This is a genomic window from Flavisolibacter ginsengisoli DSM 18119, from assembly GCF_900129295.1.
In the GTDB taxonomy this organism is placed as follows: domain Bacteria; phylum Bacteroidota; class Bacteroidia; order Chitinophagales; family Chitinophagaceae; genus Flavisolibacter; species Flavisolibacter ginsengisoli.
The window spans coordinates 10488-28691 of sequence record NZ_FQUU01000002.1 but is presented as its reverse complement, the minus strand read 5'-3'; the positions used below and the strand labels follow the sequence as shown (position 1 = coordinate 28691).

General features: G+C 42.3%; 15 protein-coding genes. 6 read left to right on the top strand and 9 right to left on the bottom strand.

Annotation, left to right across the window (positions count from 1 at the left end; all coding sequences use genetic code 11):
- Positions 1 to 22: 22 nt before the first annotated feature.
- From nuoH to BUA53_RS02225, 8 genes are all read right to left on the bottom strand, one after another.
- The gene (gene nuoH, locus BUA53_RS02260) at positions 23 to 1099 is read right to left on the bottom strand and encodes an NADH-quinone oxidoreductase subunit NuoH (RefSeq protein ID WP_072833640.1); all 1077 of its coding nucleotides are present in this window, start codon (positions 1097 to 1099) and stop codon (positions 23 to 25) included.
- 136 nt (positions 1100 to 1235) lie between these two features.
- Positions 1236 to 2381 (bottom strand): NADH-quinone oxidoreductase subunit D, encoded by a 1146-nt coding sequence (locus BUA53_RS02255; RefSeq protein WP_084079761.1) that lies wholly within the window; start codon positions 2379 to 2381, stop codon positions 1236 to 1238.
- A 59-nt stretch (positions 2382 to 2440) separates the two neighbouring features.
- Positions 2441 to 2893 carry an NADH-quinone oxidoreductase subunit C gene (locus tag BUA53_RS02250; RefSeq protein WP_072833639.1) on the bottom strand — a complete coding sequence of 151 codons (453 nt, stop codon included), beginning with the start codon at positions 2891 to 2893 and terminating at the stop codon, positions 2441 to 2443.
- Positions 2880 to 3440: an NADH-quinone oxidoreductase subunit B gene (locus BUA53_RS02245; RefSeq protein WP_072833638.1), complete on the bottom strand. Its 561-nt coding sequence runs from the start codon at positions 3438 to 3440 to the stop codon at positions 2880 to 2882. Before BUA53_RS02245 ends, BUA53_RS02250 begins: the two co-directional genes overlap by 14 nt.
- On the bottom strand, positions 3431 to 3781 hold the full coding sequence (locus BUA53_RS02240; protein WP_072833637.1) for an NADH-quinone oxidoreductase subunit A: 351 nt from the start codon (positions 3779 to 3781) through the stop codon (positions 3431 to 3433). Before BUA53_RS02240 ends, BUA53_RS02245 begins: the two co-directional genes overlap by 10 nt.
- Positions 3782 to 3879: 98 nt before the next feature.
- Complete coding sequence (locus tag BUA53_RS02235; RefSeq protein ID WP_072833636.1) at positions 3880 to 4911, bottom strand: 2-oxoacid:ferredoxin oxidoreductase subunit beta; 1032 nt, start codon at positions 4909 to 4911, stop codon at positions 3880 to 3882.
- Between the two features lie 4 nt (positions 4912 to 4915).
- On the bottom strand, positions 4916 to 6793 hold the full coding sequence (locus tag BUA53_RS02230) for a 2-oxoacid:acceptor oxidoreductase subunit alpha (protein ID WP_072833635.1): 1878 nt from the start codon (positions 6791 to 6793) through the stop codon (positions 4916 to 4918).
- A 12-nt stretch (positions 6794 to 6805) separates the two neighbouring features.
- A complete protein-coding gene (locus BUA53_RS02225) occupies positions 6806 to 7153 on the bottom strand; it encodes a 4Fe-4S dicluster domain-containing protein (RefSeq protein WP_072833634.1) in 348 nt (115 codons plus the stop codon).
- A gap of 382 nt (positions 7154 to 7535) precedes the next feature.
- Here BUA53_RS02225 and BUA53_RS02220 point away from each other — a divergent pair, with 382 nt between their 5' ends.
- The 6 genes from BUA53_RS02220 to BUA53_RS02185 all read left to right on the top strand — a co-directional run bounded on the left by BUA53_RS02220 (position 7536) and on the right by BUA53_RS02185 (position 17225).
- A complete protein-coding gene (locus tag BUA53_RS02220) occupies positions 7536 to 9107 on the top strand; it encodes a response regulator (protein WP_072833633.1) in 1572 nt (523 codons plus the stop codon).
- Between the two features lie 6 nt (positions 9108 to 9113).
- Entirely contained in the window at positions 9114 to 13151 is a 4038-nt protein-coding gene (locus BUA53_RS02215) for a response regulator (protein ID WP_072833632.1), read from the top strand.
- A 2-nt stretch (positions 13152 to 13153) separates the two neighbouring features.
- The gene (locus tag BUA53_RS02210; RefSeq protein WP_072833631.1) at positions 13154 to 13522 is read left to right on the top strand and encodes a response regulator; all 369 of its coding nucleotides are present in this window, start codon (positions 13154 to 13156) and stop codon (positions 13520 to 13522) included.
- A 7-nt stretch (positions 13523 to 13529) separates the two neighbouring features.
- Entirely contained in the window at positions 13530 to 14345 is an 816-nt protein-coding gene (locus BUA53_RS02205) for a CheR family methyltransferase (protein WP_245792994.1), read from the top strand.
- Entirely contained in the window at positions 14324 to 14926 is a 603-nt protein-coding gene (locus BUA53_RS02200) for a chemotaxis protein CheB (protein WP_072833629.1), read from the top strand. Before BUA53_RS02205 ends, BUA53_RS02200 begins: the two co-directional genes overlap by 22 nt.
- A gap of 2131 nt (positions 14927 to 17057) precedes the next feature.
- The gene (locus tag BUA53_RS02185) at positions 17058 to 17225 is read left to right on the top strand and encodes a hypothetical protein (RefSeq protein ID WP_217652916.1); all 168 of its coding nucleotides are present in this window, start codon (positions 17058 to 17060) and stop codon (positions 17223 to 17225) included.
- 2 nt (positions 17226 to 17227) lie between these two features.
- Here BUA53_RS02185 and BUA53_RS02180 read toward each other — a convergent pair whose 3' ends face one another.
- Positions 17228 to 18064 carry an MBL fold metallo-hydrolase gene (locus tag BUA53_RS02180; protein ID WP_072833625.1) on the bottom strand — a complete coding sequence of 279 codons (837 nt, stop codon included), beginning with the start codon at positions 18062 to 18064 and terminating at the stop codon, positions 17228 to 17230.
- Positions 18065 to 18204: the final 140 nt, after the last annotated feature.

Sequence of the window (18204 nt, the reverse complement as noted above, 5' to 3'; positions counted from 1 at the left end):
CGGTATTCACCAGTTGTCATTCTTAAAAATGCCATCCAAAAATTGCTATTACTGTCACCAGCAATAAATTGAACAGGCTTATAGGTAATAAATATTTCCACTCCAGGTTCAGCAACTGGTCAACCCTTAACCTGGGGAATGTCCACCTGAACCACATGATCAAAAAGATCAGGAAGAAAGTTTTTCCAAAGAACCAGATTGAGGAAGGGATATAATCCATGATATGGTTAAAGTCTTGCCAGTTTCCAATATGAAAAGGCATCCACCCTCCCAGGAACAATGTTGCCCCTATAGCGCACACTATAAATATGTTGATGTATTCTGCCAGGAAGAACAAGGCAAACTTCATCCCTGAATATTCTGTGTGGAAGCCAGCAGTCAATTCTGACTCGGCTTCTGCCAGGTCAAATGGCGCACGGTTGGTTTCTGCAGTTACCGCTATCATGAAAATGACAAAGGCAATGATCACGGGTATATGACCTTTGAACAACCACCAGCCATTTTGCTGGCTGGCAATAATCTCATTGATAGAGAGGCTTCCCGATAAAACAACGATACATAGAATGGATATACCTGCTGACAATTCATAGCTCACTATCTGCGCACCACTTCTCATGGCTCCTAAAAGTGAGTATTTGTTGTTGCTGGCCCAACCAGCCATTAATATTCCAATTACTGACAAAGAGGAAATAGCGGATACATATAACACACCAATATTAATATCCCAGATCTGGAATCCTTTGGCAAATGCAATAGGTGCCAGAATCAGCATGGCTACGATCATTACTACAAAAGGGGCCAGGTTGAATAAGAACTTATCCGCTCCATCTGGTGTAAGCCCTTCTTTCATGATCAGCTTAAGGGTATCGGCGGCAGTCTGGAACATCCCTTTAGGACCTACACGGTTAGGGCCAAGGCGGATCTGCATATGAGCAGCCACCTTTCTTTCCATAAGCACCAATACAAGACCAAGGAATGCAAATAGGGCAATCGCTAATACTATAACAATAAGGCATTCAATGACCAATGCCCAGGTAGGATTGAAGTTCAAATACAACCAATCCTGTAATGATTTTGTTATGCCTTCCAAACTAAACATAAATAGTTATTTCATTTTCTTTAAACTGCTCAACCTCTCAACCTTTCAACCCTTCAACCATTCAACCCTTCAACTTTTCAACCTTCAACCATCTTCCACCATTTTCAACCATCTTCAACCATCTTCAACCTCCCAACTACCTGTCAATATCCGGGATTACCAAATCCAGTGTTCCCATCATAGCCATCAAGTCACCTATCTTGCTTCCCCTTGCCATATGATCAAGGGCGGAAAGATTTGAGAATCCGGGTGACCTGAATTTAATACGATAAGGGGTAGTGCCACCTTCACTTACTATATATACACCTAATTCACCCCTGGCAGTTTCCACTCTTGTATAGAATTCACCTTTAGGTAATTTTAATACTGCCTTGGTCTTGGCCTGGAAATCTCCTTCAGGTATATTATCAATAAGCTGTTCGATGATTCGTATGGATTGGTGCATTTCCCTGACCCTAACCATGTAGCGGGCAAAAGAATCACCTTCATTCTCCAATACCTCATCAAAAGCTACCTTATCATAAACTTCATATGGATAGAGTTTCCTGATGTCGCAGGATACGCCGCTTCCACGTGCCACCGGTCCACTGCAGCCATAAGAAATAGCATCTTCTTTAGATAGCAATCCAACACCTTTCATCCTGTTTTGGAAAATGATGTTACCAGTTACCAGTTCATCATATTCGTCAATCTTCGACTTAAATAGTTTAATGAAGTCTTTTACCTTTTGCTGAAAGAGTGGATGTATATCTGCCATCACACCGCCGGGAACCATATAGTTCATCGTCAGTCGTGCCCCGCAGGTTTCTTCCATGATGTCATTGATGGTCTCCCTTTCGCGGAAGGCGTAAAAGAAAGGAGTGAAAGCACCCAGGTCCATAGCCATTGCTCCCCACCACAATTCATGTGAAGCTATCCTGGTCAGCTCGTCCATGATCACGCGGATGTATTGAGCTCTTGGGGGAACTTCAATTTGCAATCCTTTTTCTACGGTCATTGCGCAGGCATGGTTATTCATATGAGCTGATAAATAATCCATGCGGCTGGTAACATATATAAATTGCCTGTAGGTCAGGCTTTCACACATTTTTTCAATGGAGCGGTGGATATAACCCAGGTGGGGCTCCACTTTTTTAATGGTCTCTCCATTCAGTGTAATTACCAGGTGTAAGACCCCGTGGGTGGCAGGATGCTGAGGACCCACATTGATCACCAGTTCTCCTTCATGCCCATTGGAAGAAAATTGAGTAGTATCTTTTATTATTTGCGTTTCGGTATACATAAGATCTTATTATAGGGCTTCGGTTATAAAATGATAAGCATTGGGTTCTACTTGCATCATTATAGTTTTACCATGTTTACAGGGTCTTCAAAATCTTTACGCAATGGAAAGCCTTCAAAATCATCCGTTAATATCAATCTCCTCAGGTCAGGATGATGAAGGAATTGAACACCAAATAATTCAAACACCTCTCTTTCATGAAATTCTGCTGTCCTCCATATATCCGAAACAGTTTCTACCTGCGGTTGTTGCCTGTCAAGTTTTATTTTAATAACTATAGGTATGCGATGTGAAGTGGAGGTAAGATGATACACCACCGTCAAATGTGTCTTCCAGTCAATGCAGGTAAGGCAGAACAGGTAATCCATCTGGAGCATAGAGTTGCGAAGCCATTGAGCCATTGCTTTCCATTCCGTGGCTTCCACCTGCACGTTCAGCCATTCGCCTGTTTCATCAAACACCGCTGTTGGCAATGCAATGATTATTGATTCTTTTAATTCATCCTTTGTCATACAGCAATTTTTCATTGATACCTTGTTCCCTTGTCAACCCGCTTTTTATCTTTTCCTGCAATGAGATGAGGGCGTGTAATAAGGCTTCGGGCCTGGGAGGGCAACCGGGTATATACACATCTACGGGTATTACATGGTCAGCTCCTTTCACTACGGAATAAGTATTGTAAAAAAATGGTCCGCCGCTAATGGCACAAGCTCCCATGGCTATCACGTATTTGGGATCGGCCATCTGGTCATATAACCGTTTTAAAACAGGTGCCATTTTATTTACGATAGTGCCGGCAATAATGATCACATCTGCCTGCCTGGGAGTAGCCCTTGCAACCTCAAAGCCAAATCGGGAAAAATCGTATTTTGAAGAAGCTACACTCATCATCTCTATACCGCAGCAACTGGTGGCAAACGTAAGCGGCCAGAGAGAATTGGATCGTGCCCAGTTTACAATATCCTGGAAAGTCCCTGCAATGATCCCTCCACCAGGTGCTTCAATGATCTGCCCGGGAAAGTCTTTATTCTTTTCTCTTATTTCTTCTCTTACATCCATTTCAATGCTCCTTTTTTATGGGCATATAAAAACCCCATGAATAGAATGAAAATAAATACCATTATTTCTACCAGTGCTGTAACCCCCACCTTCTTAACTACTACAGCCCAGGGATAAAGAAATACCAGCTCCACGTCGAAGATCAGGAACAGCAAGGCAAACAGGTAATAACCCACATTGAATTGATGCCATGGTGAGGTCTTGGTAGGAATGCCACATTCGTAGGCTTCACCTTTTTGAAGGTTCTTACTTCCTTTATTAAATAATTTACCGACTAAAATGCCCCCAGCCGAAAACAGTAGGGCAGCTAATGTAAGTGCTATGAGAGAGATAGGGCCCATATAAAATTTTTAAGCAGGTTTCGTTAATATGGTTAGGATTCCACAAGTAAGTTATTCAATTCCTGTCACAAAAAAGACATACACATCCACTTTCTGTATTAGCCTATGGTCCAGGTTTTATTGCCCGATAATATCTTGTTTAAAGGAACTTTTCCCTTGCGTATGTATAAGGTTTCCATTTGCTGCTCCAGTATATCATCGTAAGTAGGACGCTCTTCTGCGAAGATCACCCCGAAAGGTCTCGGAAAATGATCACCATTGGACCTTGTATCGAAGAACCTGGAGATCAGGTTAGCCTTTGTTTTGTCTTTTTCATCATGCACCCATAGGTCATTGTTGCATTCCTGGGTCATGTCTACAATAACCGGAGTTAAACCATCCAGGTGAATGCCTTTTTCGTTGTTCTGCCCAAAGATCAGGGGCTTGCCATGTTCAAGATAAATAGCTTCCTCTTTTTTGGTTTCCTTATCAGAAAAGGCAAAGAAAGCACCGTCATTAAAAACCGGGCAATTCTGGTAAACCTCTACAAAAGAAGTTCCCTTATGCTGGTGTGCTCTTCTTAATATTTCCTGCATGTGCTTAGGATCCCTGTCCTGCGTACGGGCTACAAAAGAAGCTTTGGCTCCCAGTGCTAATTCAGATGGATTAAATGGCTCCTCAATAGAGCCAAATGGAGACGTTTTGGTAATCTTTCCTTTTTCTGAAGTAGGGGAGTACTGACCTTTGGTCAGGCTATAAATCTGGTTGTTAAACAACAGGTAGTTGACATCGAAATTCTTCCTCATCAGGTGAATGAAATGATTACCGCCTATGGATAATGAATCTCCGTCACCTGAAATGATCCATACACTCAGATCAGGATTAGAAGCTTTTACGCCTGATGCAATAGCGGCTGCACGTCCGTGAATGCTATGCATGCCAAACGTATCCATATAATAGGTAAACCTTGAAGAACAACCAATGCCTGATATAAATACAAAGTTCTCTTTGGGAATGCCCAGGTCCGGAAATACAGTTTGCACCTGCTTTAATATGGAGTAGTCTCCACAACCGGGGCACCATTTCACATCCATTTCTGATGCAAAATCTTTTGCGGTTAACTTACCTGTGTTTTTGGTGATCGTTTCCATAATATTAGGCTTTAAGCAGTTCGAGCATTTTATCTTTCAGCTCTGTAGTTGTAAATGGCATACCCTGCACTTTGGAATATCCGGCAGCGGGTGCCAGGTATTTTGCCCTGATCAATTGAAGCAATTGCCCGCTATTCATTTCCGGTATCAACACATGGTCATAACTGTGCAGCAGCTCGCCCAGGTTTTTAGGGAAAGGATTGATATGACGCAATTGTATATGCGAAACATCGTATCCCTCCGTCAATAATTCGGTTACTGCAGATTTTATGGAGCCATAGGTAGAACCCCATCCCAACACCAGCAATTTGCCCGAGTTATTCCCTGAATCAGGTCTGGCTAAAGGAATAAAGTCTTCAATAGCTTTTACTTTGGCTGCGCGCAGGTTTACCATCTTTTCATGATTCATTGGATCATAGGAAACATTACCTGTTTCGTCCTGCTTTTCCAGGCCGCCAATACGATGTTCCATTCCTTCAGTACCAGGCTTAATCCATGGACGTACAAGGAATTCATTTCTTTTATAAGGTAATAATCCAGAGGCGTCAAGGTCTTTTTGTGTAAGGAATTTGGTTGTTATCTTTTCCAGTTGCTCTTCTGTCGGAAATCGCCAGGGCTCTGAACCGTTAGCTATATATCCGTCACTCAAAAAGATCACTGGTGTCATATGCTCTATAGCTATTTTACAAGCTTCAAACACAGTGGCAAAGCAATCGGATGGTGAATTGGCAGCCAGTATGGGCAATGGTGCTTCACCGTGCCGGCCATACATGGCCATTAACAGGTCGGCCTGTTCGGTTTTGGTAGGCAGACCGGTAGAAGGACCACCACGCTGTACATTTACTACCACCAGGGGCAGTTCCAGCATGGTTGCCAATCCCAGTGCCTCGGTCTTCAACGCCATACCTGGACCTGAGGTGGTTGTTACCGCGAGGTTACCGGTATAGGAAGCACCGATAGCGGAGCATATACCAGCAATTTCATCCTCAGCCTGGAAGGTCTTTACACCATTTGTTTTGTATTTCGAAAGCTCCTGCAGGATATCAGTGGCTGGTGTAATGGGATAGGATCCGATAAATAAAGGAAGGGACGCCTTTTGTGCCGCTGCCAGCAAGCCAATAGCTGTTGCTGTATTCCCTGTAATATTCCTGTAAACACCGGGTGGTAATTTAGCCGGGGCCACTTTAAACTGGGTAGTAAATACTTCTGTGTTTTCACCAAAGTTCCAACCCGCATTCAAAGCCTTTGTATTGGCTTCGGCTATATCTGGTTTGTTAGCAAATTTTTCATTGATGAATTTCAATGTATGGTCCAGGGGCTTATCAAACATCCAGAACAGCAGGCCCAATACAAACATATTCTTCGACCTTTCTATTTCTTTCATCCCCAGGCCTGTACCTGACAAACACTCCCGTGTATGTTTGGTTATATCTACTTTATGAACAGTATAATTCTGAAGGGAACCATCTTCCAAAGGGTTTATTTCTTCCGGGTATTTGGCAAGGCCCAGGTTCTTCCTGTCAAAGCCTTGTGTGTTGGCTATGATAATACCTCCCTGCTTCAGCCTGGGAAGGTCAACCTTCAGGGCTGCTGCATTCATGGCTACTATTACATCAAAGCTGTCGCCTGGCGTGTAGATCTCTGTGCTTCCAAAATGGATCTGGAACCCCGACACGCCTGCCACTGTTCCTATCGGGGCCCTGATCTCAGAAGGGTAATCCGGGAAAGTGCTCAGGTCATTGCCAAATAAGGCCGCAGTATCAGAAAACTGCATGCCTGTTAGTTGCATGCCATCACCGGAATCGCCGGAGAAGCGGACAACGATTTTGTCCACTTCTTTTATCTCCGGTTGTTTCCCTTTTATTTGTTCTATGGTTTCCATTGTTTTTCCTGTTTAGGAATGTAATGCCTCTTTCCTGGCCAGTAATGTTTCAATTGTTTCAACGTGTGCTTCATCGGGAACACAACAATCTACAGGGCATACACTTGAACATTGAGGTGATTCATGAAATCCCTGGCATTCAGTGCATTTTTCAGGTGCTACATAATAGGTGTCAACACTTAAAGGCTCAAAACGCTGTGCCGCTCCTACAATGGTGCCATCGGATAACACATAATTTCCTTTTACAGTGGTGCGGTCTCCAATTGACCAGCCCATACCACCTTCATAAATTGCATTATTCGGACATTCAGGTTCGCATGCACCGCAGTTGATGCAGTCTTCGGTAATTTTGATTGCCATACAATAGAATTTTTGTAATTGAGATAAAGAACTCTTTGATAAAGGGACATTTGTTTCAGTTGGTATTATATGATGAAAGTCAAATTTTTAAATGTTTTTGATCAGGTGCAAGGGTTTAAACCTTTGCCCATGGCTTATTACAACAAATTTTAACTGTTAAAGCGCTGAGTGCAGTTTGCCTGGTTTTTGATTCGGCTAAGCAATTACTTGTAGTATTTCCATAATTTATGCATACAGGAAATAGCAGGCTGCTGATCCATCACATCTTAGAAATTATTGTTTTCTTACAGCAGGCAGGTATAGTTTGGTAAAATGCTCTAAATTCGGCTTTCGGGTCAATTGACCAGCCACAGTTATATACAAGTCACAAACACCCTGATCAATGATTCTGATAGTTGATGATAAGCCCGAGAATCTCTATTCACTTAAACAGATACTGGAGGTTAATTCCTTCAAAACAGATACTGCACAATCAGGTGAAGAAGCTCTGAAAAAAGTATTAAAGAATAATTATGCGCTCATCCTTCTTGACGTACAAATGCCCGGAATGGATGGGTTTGAGGTTGCTGAATCCATCACCAGCCTGAATAAAACAAAGGATATCCCTATCATATTTCTTTCGGCGGTGAATACGCATAAGCGATTTGTTACCAAAGGATTTGAATCAGGCGCTGTAGATTATATTACCAAACCTGTAGATCCCGACATCCTTATATTAAAGGTGCGCAACCTTCACAGGTTATATGAAAAAACAGATGCGCTGAAAAAGGCGGAGAAAGCATTGACAGCTACAGTGAATGAACTGCATACTACCCTTGAATCACTTCCACAGGTGGCCTTTACGGCAAATGCACAGGGAAAAGTGGAGTTTGTAAATAATAACTGGTTTCAATTTGCTTCCACAATGAATACATTTCCGGAAGTACATCCGGAGGATGGAAACCTTGGGCAACGATGGAAAGAATGGATACAGGAAGGAAAGCCCATTGAAACAGAGATACGCCTGAAAGACCTCCATACGGGGGCATATTGTTACCACCTGCTAAGGGTAACACCCGTAAGAGTAGGAGATCAGTTGGTGAAGTGGGTGGGCACGCTGACTGACATTCAGCATCAAAAATCATTGAACGAGGTCCTGGAACATAAGGTCGCCGAAAGAACAAGAGAACTTTTGGAAATGAACAGGGAACTGGAGATCATTAACCATGACCTGCAGCAATTTGCTTCCGTTGCTTCACACGACCTGAAAGAACCCCTCAGGAAGATCCTATTTTTTGGTAATTTGATAAAAGACAGGGCCCAATTTGATGAAACTATTGGCAACTACCTCAATAAAATATTAAGGTCATCTGAACGGATGAGTAATCTTATTGGTGACCTCCTGAACTTCACCCGTCTCTCGGCAGCCGATATTTTTGAAATATGTGACCTGAACCGCATCATTGATGAAATTTTAAACGACCTGGAACTCACCATAAAGGAAAAAGGGGCCACCATTAATGTTGAACCCATTCCAAGGCTGGAAGTTGTTCCCGGATTGATGCACCAGCTTTTTCAAAATATATTAAGTAATGCCCTGAAGTTTTCCCGACCTGATGTGCCACCAGTAATAAATATCACTGCTGAATTGGTAAAAGACCCCACACTGGATAGCAAGGCTGCTTCAGCAGGTGCGTTCTGCAGGATCACCATAGCTGACAATGGAATTGGATTTGATGAACAGTACAGGGATAAAATATTTACCATCTTTCAAAGATTGAATGCGCAGGTAGAGTATGAAGGAACAGGTATTGGACTCGCCATCGCCAAAAAGATCGTTGACAAACATAATGGACTCATTGATGCCAGGAGCCGCCAGGGAGAAGGCGCTAGTTTTTATATTATTTTGCCCACCAGGCAACCCGCGGATAGCACCTCAAACATTGATCAAAATCTTATAGCCCAACATTCTTAATTCTTTATGAATTCATTCTTTAAAAGGCTGCCTTTATATGCCAAATTAATGCTGGTAGGCTTGTTGCCTTTAGCATTACTGATTTATTTTGCTTTACAGATCTATCATGAAAAGTCCGACAAGATCGCTATCCTGGAAAATTACCTTTCAAGGGTTGAGCAGGTAAGTAATATCAACAACCTTATCAGCGAATTACAATCAGAGCGTAGATACAGTTATGGATATGCGCTTACACAACAATGGCGTAGCGAATTGGTAGTACAGCGTCCGCGAACTGATGCTGCTATAACAAAGCTTCATAACGAAAAGGATACACAATATGTACATGCAGAATCATACACCTTCCTTGATAGCCTGCATGCAATAAGAGAGAAGTTGGACAACAGATATCTTACACCTGCAGAAGCTATAAACTTTTACAATAATGCCATATTCAGGTTAAATACACTAAATGGCATTTCCACCGGGAACATAGTTTTTTTACAGCCTATAAGCAAGGAACTGGCAGGGCAGAAGTTATTATCTGAGATGATAACCGACATTGGAAGGGTCAGGGCCAATATTTATTACCAGTTATATACCCATAGCGTTGTAGAATCATTCATGGAGAACACTAAAAATTTTTACGATATCTATAAAAGTTATGAGACCGAATTCTACCTGAAATCTACACCGGCTTCTATTGCAGCATACCGGCAAATGGCCAGCAATGGTTCTTTAAAACCGGTTATGCAGGTGGTGGATGCCTTATTTAAGTATAATAAGATTGACAGTAGTTTTAATGCAGAAAAATGGTGGTCTGTGTCTGCCACTGCAGTTGATGAAATGAAAGCCCTCCAGGAAGGCTTGCTAAAAGATGTACAGGCAGGTATCAATACTATTTATGAGAAGGAAAGGTCAAAAAGAGTAGCTACCGTTGTTTACTTATTATTAAGTATCATAATTGTCATTGTTTTTGTCAGTTATATTATATCCCTGATCACCCGTTCTTTGACTTCGCTGAATACGGCTGCAGAGAAAATTTCCATGGGAGCAACAGGTTTAGGCATACGGAAAGAGTCGGATGATGTTATAGGCAATCTTGCACAATCCATGTTGCGCATTGATTCCAACAATAAAGCACTGGCAATAGCTGCAGATGCTATTGGAAGCGGACGCTTCGAGGTGCCTGTAGTGCCCCGGAGTGATGAAGATATCCTGGGCAATGCCATTCTTCGTATGAAGAATGATCTTCAGCAATTCAATAAGGAAAATGAAGAAAAGCTTTGGGTGTTGGGAGGTGTTGAACTGGTCAATGATAGCCTGAGAGGAAACAAAGAGGTAAACACCCTTGCAGAAGATGCGCTTGAGGCCTTAACCACGTATGTGAAAGGGGAGGTGGGCCTTATTTATATATCCAAAGACCATTTCCTGCGCTTTGCGGGAGGCTTTGCCATTTCAGGTAAAGAAAATATTCGCGAAGAACTCCAATTTGGAGAAACTCTTCTTGGACAGGCAGCAGAAAAAGGCAAGATCATGCTATTAAATGATGTGCCGGAGGAGTTCATCAAAATAACTTCAGCTTCGGGCGAAACAAAGCCCCGCCATTTATTGCTTATTCCTTTTATCCATGATGGTCAACTGGAAGGTATAGCCGAAATTGGGTCCATACAGGAGTGGAATCCCTCTACAATATCATTTATAGAGCAGGTAGCTCCTGCTATAGCCGTAGCATTGCAATCAGCCAAAAGTCGTGAAAGACTGCAGGAGCTATTTGAAGAAACCCAGGCCCAATCGGAGGAGTTGCAGGCGCAGCATGCTGAAATGGAAAACATCAATGCTGAACTGGAAGCACAAACTGAAAAGTTGCAGGCTTCAGAGGAAGAACTGAAAGTGCAGCAGGAGGAGTTGATGCAGGCTAACCAGGAGTTGGAAGAACGTTCAAGGTTATTGGAAGAAAGAAACCAGGTAATCGTTGAACGTAACCTTGAAATTCAAAAGAAAGCCGAGGAATTATCTTTAAGCACACGCTATAAATCGGAATTCCTGGCCAACATGTCGCATGAGCTAAGGACGCCTTTGAATTCTATATTGTTGCTTTCAAGACTTTTATCAGAGAATGGCGAAAAGAACCTGTCAGGCGACCAGGTAGAATATGCGCATGTTATTCAAAGCTCTGGCCAGGGCCTTTTATCACTCATAGACGAGATCCTTGATCTTTCTAAAATTGAAGCCGGGAAGATGGAACTTGAATATATGCCTGTTTCTATCAGGGAGGTGGTCCATGATATGCAGGTCTTGTTCGAACCTGTTGCCAAAGACAGGGGCGTGGAGTTAAAAATGGAGGTTGAAGAAAACACACCTTCACAGGTTGAAACTGATAAAATGCGGCTGGAGCAGGTGTTGAAAAACCTGTTATCCAATGCGCTGAAGTTTACTTCAAAAGGAAGTGTTACACTAAGTATACGTTCTCTGCCCGAAAATGCTTCTTTCCTGGCTTTTTCTGTGAAGGATACCGGTATTGGTATCCCGTTGGAAAAGCAACACCTCATTTTTGAAGCGTTTCAACAGGCAGACGGTTCCACCAGGAGGAAATATGGAGGAACAGGCCTTGGCCTTTCTATAAGCAGGGAACTGGCAAAGCTCCTCGGCGGTGAAATCAAACTTACAAGTGAACCTGGCAAAGGCAGTGAGTTTACAGTTTACATTCCCAAGTATAAATTGACAGCAAAAGAGCTACCGGCACAAGAACAACCATCGTTTGAACATGCTGGTAATTACGAAGAGGCCACCAGCAAACCTGTTAAGACAACGCCTGTTTACAAAACAGAGCATATACCAGAACCTGTTCCCGATGACAGAAGCCTGGTCCAGTCAAACGACAAGGTCATACTTATCATTGAAGATGATACAGCCTTTGCAAAAGCTCTCCTCGATTTTGCCCGTAGCAAAGGTTACAAGGGTCTGATAGCCGTAAGAGGTGATGAGGGAATTGAGTTGGCAAGACAATTCAGACCTGCAGGTGTATTGCTGGATATTCAGCTACCGGTGAAAGATGGCTGGGAAGTAATGGAGGAATTGAAATCTAATGCATTGACCCGGCACATACCAGTCCACATAATGTCTTCACTGGAAGCCAAAAAGGAAAGCCTGATGAAAGGAGCAGTTGACTTCATTAATAAACCGGTTGCCTTTGAACAAATGCAGGAAGTTTTCAGGAAGATAGAACAGGTAGTGGTGAAGGATAATAAAAAGGTGCTCATTGTGGAAGAAAACCCCAGGCATGCCAAAGCGCTGGCCTATTTCCTGGAAACCTTCAATGTCAATGCGCAAATATCTGAATCAATAGACCAGGGAGTAGAAGACCTGCAAAAAAAGGAAGTTGACTGCGTCATACTCGACATGGGCATACCAGACCAAAGAGCCTATGAAACACTTGAAACGCTAAAGAAGAATGCTGGCATGGACAATTTGCCTGTCATAATTTTTACCGGTAAAAATCTTTCAAAATCCGAAGAAGGTAAGATCAGGCAATATGCAGATTCTATTGTTGTGAAAACAGCGCATTCTTATCAACGTATCCTTGATGAAGTGTCCTTATTTCTGCACCTGGTAGAGGAGAATAACCTGAATGCAAACATGCCTGGAAAATACAGGAGGTTGGGTGCACTTAATGAAGTTCTTTCCAATAAGAAAGTATTGGTGGTAGATGATGATGTGAGAAATATATTTTCATTAACGAAAGCCCTTGAGTTGCAGCAAATGAAGGTGTTTTCGGCAGTGGATGGAAAGGAAGCCCTGCAAATGTTGAAGGAAAATCCTGACATGGATGTGGTGCTGATGGACATCATGATGCCAGAGATGGATGGATATACCGCTATACAGGAAATACGTAAGAATAACAAGTTCAGGAATTTGCCCATAATAGCAGTAACAGCCAAGGCAATGACAGGCGACCGGGAAAAATGTATAAAGGCTGGCGCCTCTGATTATATATCAAAACCTGTGGATGTTGACCAGTTATTATCCTTATTGCGGGTTTGGTTGTATGATAAAAGTATGTAAGTATGAGTGACACTAAAACGATCCTGATCATAGATGATGATAGCCGGAACATATTTGCTTTATCGGCTGTGCTTAAAGCAAAAGGATACCAGGTGGTATCTGCACTATCTGCAATCGAAGGTATTACGCGGTTAAAGAATAATAAGAATATCTCTGTTGTATTGCTGGATATCATGATGCCAGATATGGATGGCTACCAGGCTATTGCTGCCATCCGTTCATCAGAGCAGATTTCAAAAATTCCTATCATAGCGGTTACCGCCCAGGCAATGGTGGGAGATAGGGAGAAGTCTTTGGAGGCCGGGGCTGATGACTACATTTCCAAGCCCATTGATGTAGATGCATTGCTGGCACTTTTAGCCAAATATTAAACTGCACATGATGATTAAAGATGCAGAAGTTGACCTGTTGCTAACCGATCTTATGGATCTCTATGGGTATGACTTTACCGATTATTCCAAAGCTTCTTTGAAAAGAAGGATCAACCGGCTGCTGCTGCTGGATAAGTTTCCATCTTTTGCAGAACTTCGTTTCCGTGTCAAAACGGATGAAGACTACCTCAAACGATTTGTGGAGGAGATCACCGTTAATGTAACAGAGATGTTCAGGGACCCTTCCTTTTACCGTTATGTAAGGGAAAAGGTGTTGAAGGTGCTGGCAACTTATCCCCTGATCCGTATCTGGCATGCTGGCTGCTCCACAGGTGAGGAAGTTTATTCCATGGCCATCCTGCTGCAGGAAGCCAACCTCTTGCACAAATCACTGTTGTATGCCACTGATTTGAATCCCGATGTGTTGGAAAAAGCACGAAAAGGCATTTTCCCTCTTGTCAATATGAAACAATATTCCGAAAATTACATCCTATCAGGTGGCACACACGAGTTTTCAGATTATTATACTGCCAAATATGATCATGCTATTTTCAATAAGGAATTATCAGGTAAAATGATCTTTGCCACCCATAACCTTGTTTCTGATCGTTCCTTTAACGAATTTCAATTGATCCTATGCCGCAATGTGCTTATCTATTTTGACAAGGACTTGCAGGACCGCGTTTTAACGCTTTTTGATCAAAGTCTCGACGCATTGGGTTTCCTGGCTTTGGGATCAAAAGAAACTCTACGTTTTTCTACTATTTCTAACCATTACATTCAACAGGATAAGGAAAAGATATGGAGAAAGAAATCTTCATGAATAAATATGAATTGCTGATCATTGGTGGCTCGGCAGGAGGCCTTGAGGTTTTATTGGAAGTGTTACCTCAACTAAGAACTGACCTGGATTATGCAGTTGTACTGGTTATGCATAGAAGAGGAGGGGATTCACTGCTTACAGGATTACTTTCAGATAAAACAAAACTTGCCGTCAAAGAAGCTGAAGAAAAAGAAGCCATCAGGCCCGGCGTAATTTATATTGCCCCCGCTGATTACCATTTATTAATAGAGAATGATAAAACCTTCTCACTGGATTATTCGGAGAAGATCCATTACAGCCGCCCTGCTATTGATGCCAGTTTCGAAACAGCAGCAGAGGCCTATGGCCCTTTATTGGCAGGTGTATTACTCTCTGGCGCCAATGCCGATGGTGCAGAGGGACTGCTTCAAATCAAACAGGCAGGAGGCCTTACGATTGTGCAGGATCCTGATGAAGCTTCCGTGTCCTATATGCCGCAACAGGCTATAGAGAAAAACGCTGCTGATAAAATTTTAACCACCAGGCAGATCATCGGCCTGCTGAATGAATTGAACCATTCCATTAAGCCAGGAAATAGGTAATTTATTTCACACGAAGAAAATCCTAAAGCTCCTGCGGTGCGACATTTTCTTACCCATAAAACTCGGGAATATAATTTTCAACCTAATGGTTTCAAGAGAGATTTTTCGAATACTTGTTGGCGATAATTCTTTAATAAAATGTCGCCCTTACAGGGCTTTGTTTCTTTAATTATACAATGTTTTTGCTACCAAAATATCGCCTCTCTGAGGCTTGCAAATTCAGTGGCTAATGGCAGCCTACTCATGCATCTCAATGCGTAATCAGTATCGCAGAGGACGCCAGGATTTTTGCAGAGGATCGCAGAGAGATGAGAGCAATAGTATTTACAATTGCTATCATTCCTGTAACAATTAGCTAACCCTGTAGGAACTGTATTTTGGTAGATAAAAGTATCTTAGACATTTTCTTTACTATTAATGGCAGCCTGCCTATGATTACCCTGCGTAATTAGTAACGCAGAGCACGCGAAGAATTTCGCAGAGGTGCGCAAAGAGAAAAAGTCAAGAATCTTTATAATTGCCATCATTCAAAAACATTTGGCGAACCCTGTAGGGGTGATATTATGGTAGAGAAGGCATTATAAAGGGATCACAAAGCCCCATAGGGGCGACATTTGCTAAGCTGTAAATTTCCAGGGATAATCTCATTATATATAGAATTCAACCCTATGAATTGTGTTCACATGGTTAACTAAAATGTCGCCCCTACAGGGCTTCTTTCTTCAATATAAAATGTTTTTGCTACCAAAATATCGCCTCTCTGAGGCTTGCATGTTAAGTGGCCAATGGCAGCCTAACTTATACATCCTGTAATTAGTATCGCAGAATATGCGAAGAATTTCGCAGATGTTCGCATAGAGATGAGGGCAAGACTCTTTACAATTATAAGAACTGTGTCTAGCATTAATCTGACGAAATACAAAAACACTTCAAAATTTCAGCCTCGTCCAGTGCCTAATTGCGGAAATTCGATTACTGAAAGTTAATTAGGCTGAAGACCACCCTCCGCAATTCAGCACCTTCAATCTCTTCGCATAGCACGTGATCGAACTTTCTGTGTCTAATTATATGAGGTTAAGTAAACACTTTCAAGAAAAGACTGTAATCCAAATGTATCAAACTATATATTGTAAAGACCATTGTGCGCTGGCCTCCTTGTCCCGCCATGGCGGGAGAGCAATAGCGGCAAGGTGCCCTTTTCGCCTGCCCCGACGAGCGCAGCGGAACTCGGGGTTACTTTCTTTTGGGCAGCAAAAGAAAGTGACTCGCCGAAGGCACAAATCATAAAAAATAGAAACACGCTCAATTCTAACCAATTCCTTAAATAAATAAAAACGACTTCCATATTAAAGGGAACATATCTATTCTATGCGTAATGAGTTTCGAAAAGGCATTGAATTTCGCAGAGGTTCGCAGAGAGATAAGAGCAAGAATTTTTACAATTGCCATTATTCCTGGAATAATTCGAGAGCCCTGTAGGGGCGGTATTATGGTAGAAGAAGGCATCCTGGAAGCATCACAAAGCCCCATCGGGGCGACATTTTCTTAGCTGTAAATTCCCGGGTGTTTTCCTCATAACTATGAAAGAGAAACCTGTGAATTGTGTTCGCATGATTATAAAAAATGTCGCCCTTACAGGGCTTTGTTTCTTAAAAATACAATGTTGCTGCTACCAAAATATCGCCTCTCTGAGGCTTGCGAATTCAGCGAACAATGGCAACATACCTATGCATCTATGCGTAATTAGTATCGCAGAGGACGCCAGGATTTTTGCAGAGGATCGCAGAGAGATAAGAGCAAGAATTTTTACAATTGCTATCATTCCTGGAATAATTCGAGAGCCCTGTAGGGGCGGTATTATGGTAGAAGAAGGCATCCTGGAAGCATCACAAAGCCCCATCGGGGCGACATTTTCTTAGCTGTAAATTCCCTGGTATTTTCCTCATAGGTAGACAATAAACGGATAATCCCTTCGGAAGTGAAGACCCGGTGTAGATCTTAACTGTTTATTGATATAGATCTAACCCGGATTTCATACAGGGATTTACCTATTGTATAATAGCCGGAAATACATTTTATTTGTTCTTCCATATCCTATCTTATGCAATTAATGATGTTTTTAGGAAACGACATGATTGATTCAGTACCGGTTCAAATGAATCAATTGTCATTGCCCGGGTACCTGGGCAGGTTTAAACGGGTGCTGAAAGAAAAGCATGCAGACCTCATTCGCGAATCAGGAACACCTCCCGAATTTTTAGTGGTAGATCCGCAACCAGCTAAGAAATACACAAATTAGCATCAGGCAAAAGCAAACTCCAGTTGAGGAAATTGTATCCCTTTTGGTAAACTTGTTTTTTCCCTCAGCACTTCATGCTGAATGGCATACACTTTTGTTTCTTCATAACGGGAGGCCACAATGATCTTTACCCCGGCAGCATGTGTGCTAAACAGTTCATTGACCAGTTTTGGACAATTGTTGTTTTTAGAAATATGGGAAAGCACCAGGTGGCTCATGTACGCAGGTCGATAGGTTGTAAACAATTCCAGCGCCTGTTTATTCGATAAATGACCTTTTTCTCCCCTGATACGGTGTTTCAGGTAATAAGGATAACCTCCTGTGTCCAGCATGTGATCATCATAATTAGCCTCCAGGAATGCTGCATGGCATTGCCTGAAATGGTGGATCAGTTGAGGGCAAGTGGTACCAATATCAGTGAATACGCCCACATTCACTCCATTGGTGCTTACCATGAAGCTACAGGGGTCTGCTGCATCATGCCATTTGGGGAAGGCAGTTATGGTCAGGTTTCCAATGGAAGTAACACCCGAAGGACGGAAGTCTTTTATCAGTTCCTTCTCCAGGAACAGGCGGCCGTTTCTTAAGGTGTCGGGGGTAATGTAAACAGGGATCCTGTATTTTTTCGACAGGTTAGCCACGCCCTTTATGTGGTCCGTATGCTCATGTGATATGAATAATGCTTTAACCTTTTGCAGGCTTAGCTGCAGGCGGGACATGCGCATTTCAATTTCCTTGCAGGAGATACCTGCATCAACGAGAACAGCTTCGTGTTGATTGCCCACATAATAGCAGTTGCCATTACTTCCTGACGCCAGCGCTGAAATAAATAAAGACATGGATGAGCAAAGAAAACGATTACTATGTAATATTTAGTATTTAAGATTTAATATTTGGAGAGCTGTATTATTATTTAATAAGTAATATTTAAGATTTAATATTTTGAAGGAAATGTACATCGCGATGTTGGTGTCCTCCC

Excerpts from the sequence above, each read along its gene's own strand:
- nuoH (WP_072833640.1), bottom strand. The coding sequence starts at position 1,099 with ATGTTTAGTTTGGAAGGCATAACAAAATCATTACAGGATTGGTTGTAT.
- BUA53_RS02255 (WP_084079761.1), bottom strand. The coding sequence starts at position 2,381 with ATGTATACCGAAACGCAAATAATAAAAGATACTACTCAATTTTCTTCC.
- BUA53_RS02250 (WP_072833639.1), bottom strand. The coding sequence starts at position 2,893 with ATGACAAAGGATGAATTAAAAGAATCAATAATCATTGCATTGCCAACA.
- BUA53_RS02245 (WP_072833638.1), bottom strand. The coding sequence starts at position 3,440 with ATGGATGTAAGAGAAGAAATAAGAGAAAAGAATAAAGACTTTCCCGGG.
- BUA53_RS02240 (WP_072833637.1), bottom strand. The coding sequence starts at position 3,781 with ATGGGCCCTATCTCTCTCATAGCACTTACATTAGCTGCCCTACTGTTT.
- BUA53_RS02235 (WP_072833636.1), bottom strand. The coding sequence starts at position 4,911 with ATGGAAACGATCACCAAAAACACAGGTAAGTTAACCGCAAAAGATTTT.
- BUA53_RS02230 (WP_072833635.1), bottom strand. The coding sequence starts at position 6,793 with ATGGAAACCATAGAACAAATAAAAGGGAAACAACCGGAGATAAAAGAA.
- BUA53_RS02225 (WP_072833634.1), bottom strand. The coding sequence starts at position 7,153 with ATGGCAATCAAAATTACCGAAGACTGCATCAACTGCGGTGCATGCGAA.
- BUA53_RS02220 (WP_072833633.1), top strand. The coding sequence starts at position 7,536 with ATGATTCTGATAGTTGATGATAAGCCCGAGAATCTCTATTCACTTAAA.
- BUA53_RS02215 (WP_072833632.1), top strand. The coding sequence starts at position 9,114 with ATGAATTCATTCTTTAAAAGGCTGCCTTTATATGCCAAATTAATGCTG.
- BUA53_RS02210 (WP_072833631.1), top strand. The coding sequence starts at position 13,154 with ATGAGTGACACTAAAACGATCCTGATCATAGATGATGATAGCCGGAAC.
- BUA53_RS02205 (WP_245792994.1), top strand. The coding sequence starts at position 13,530 with ATGATGATTAAAGATGCAGAAGTTGACCTGTTGCTAACCGATCTTATG.
- BUA53_RS02200 (WP_072833629.1), top strand. The coding sequence starts at position 14,324 with ATGGAGAAAGAAATCTTCATGAATAAATATGAATTGCTGATCATTGGT.
- BUA53_RS02185 (WP_217652916.1), top strand. The coding sequence starts at position 17,058 with ATGATTGATTCAGTACCGGTTCAAATGAATCAATTGTCATTGCCCGGG.
- BUA53_RS02180 (WP_072833625.1), bottom strand. The coding sequence starts at position 18,064 with ATGTCTTTATTTATTTCAGCGCTGGCGTCAGGAAGTAATGGCAACTGC.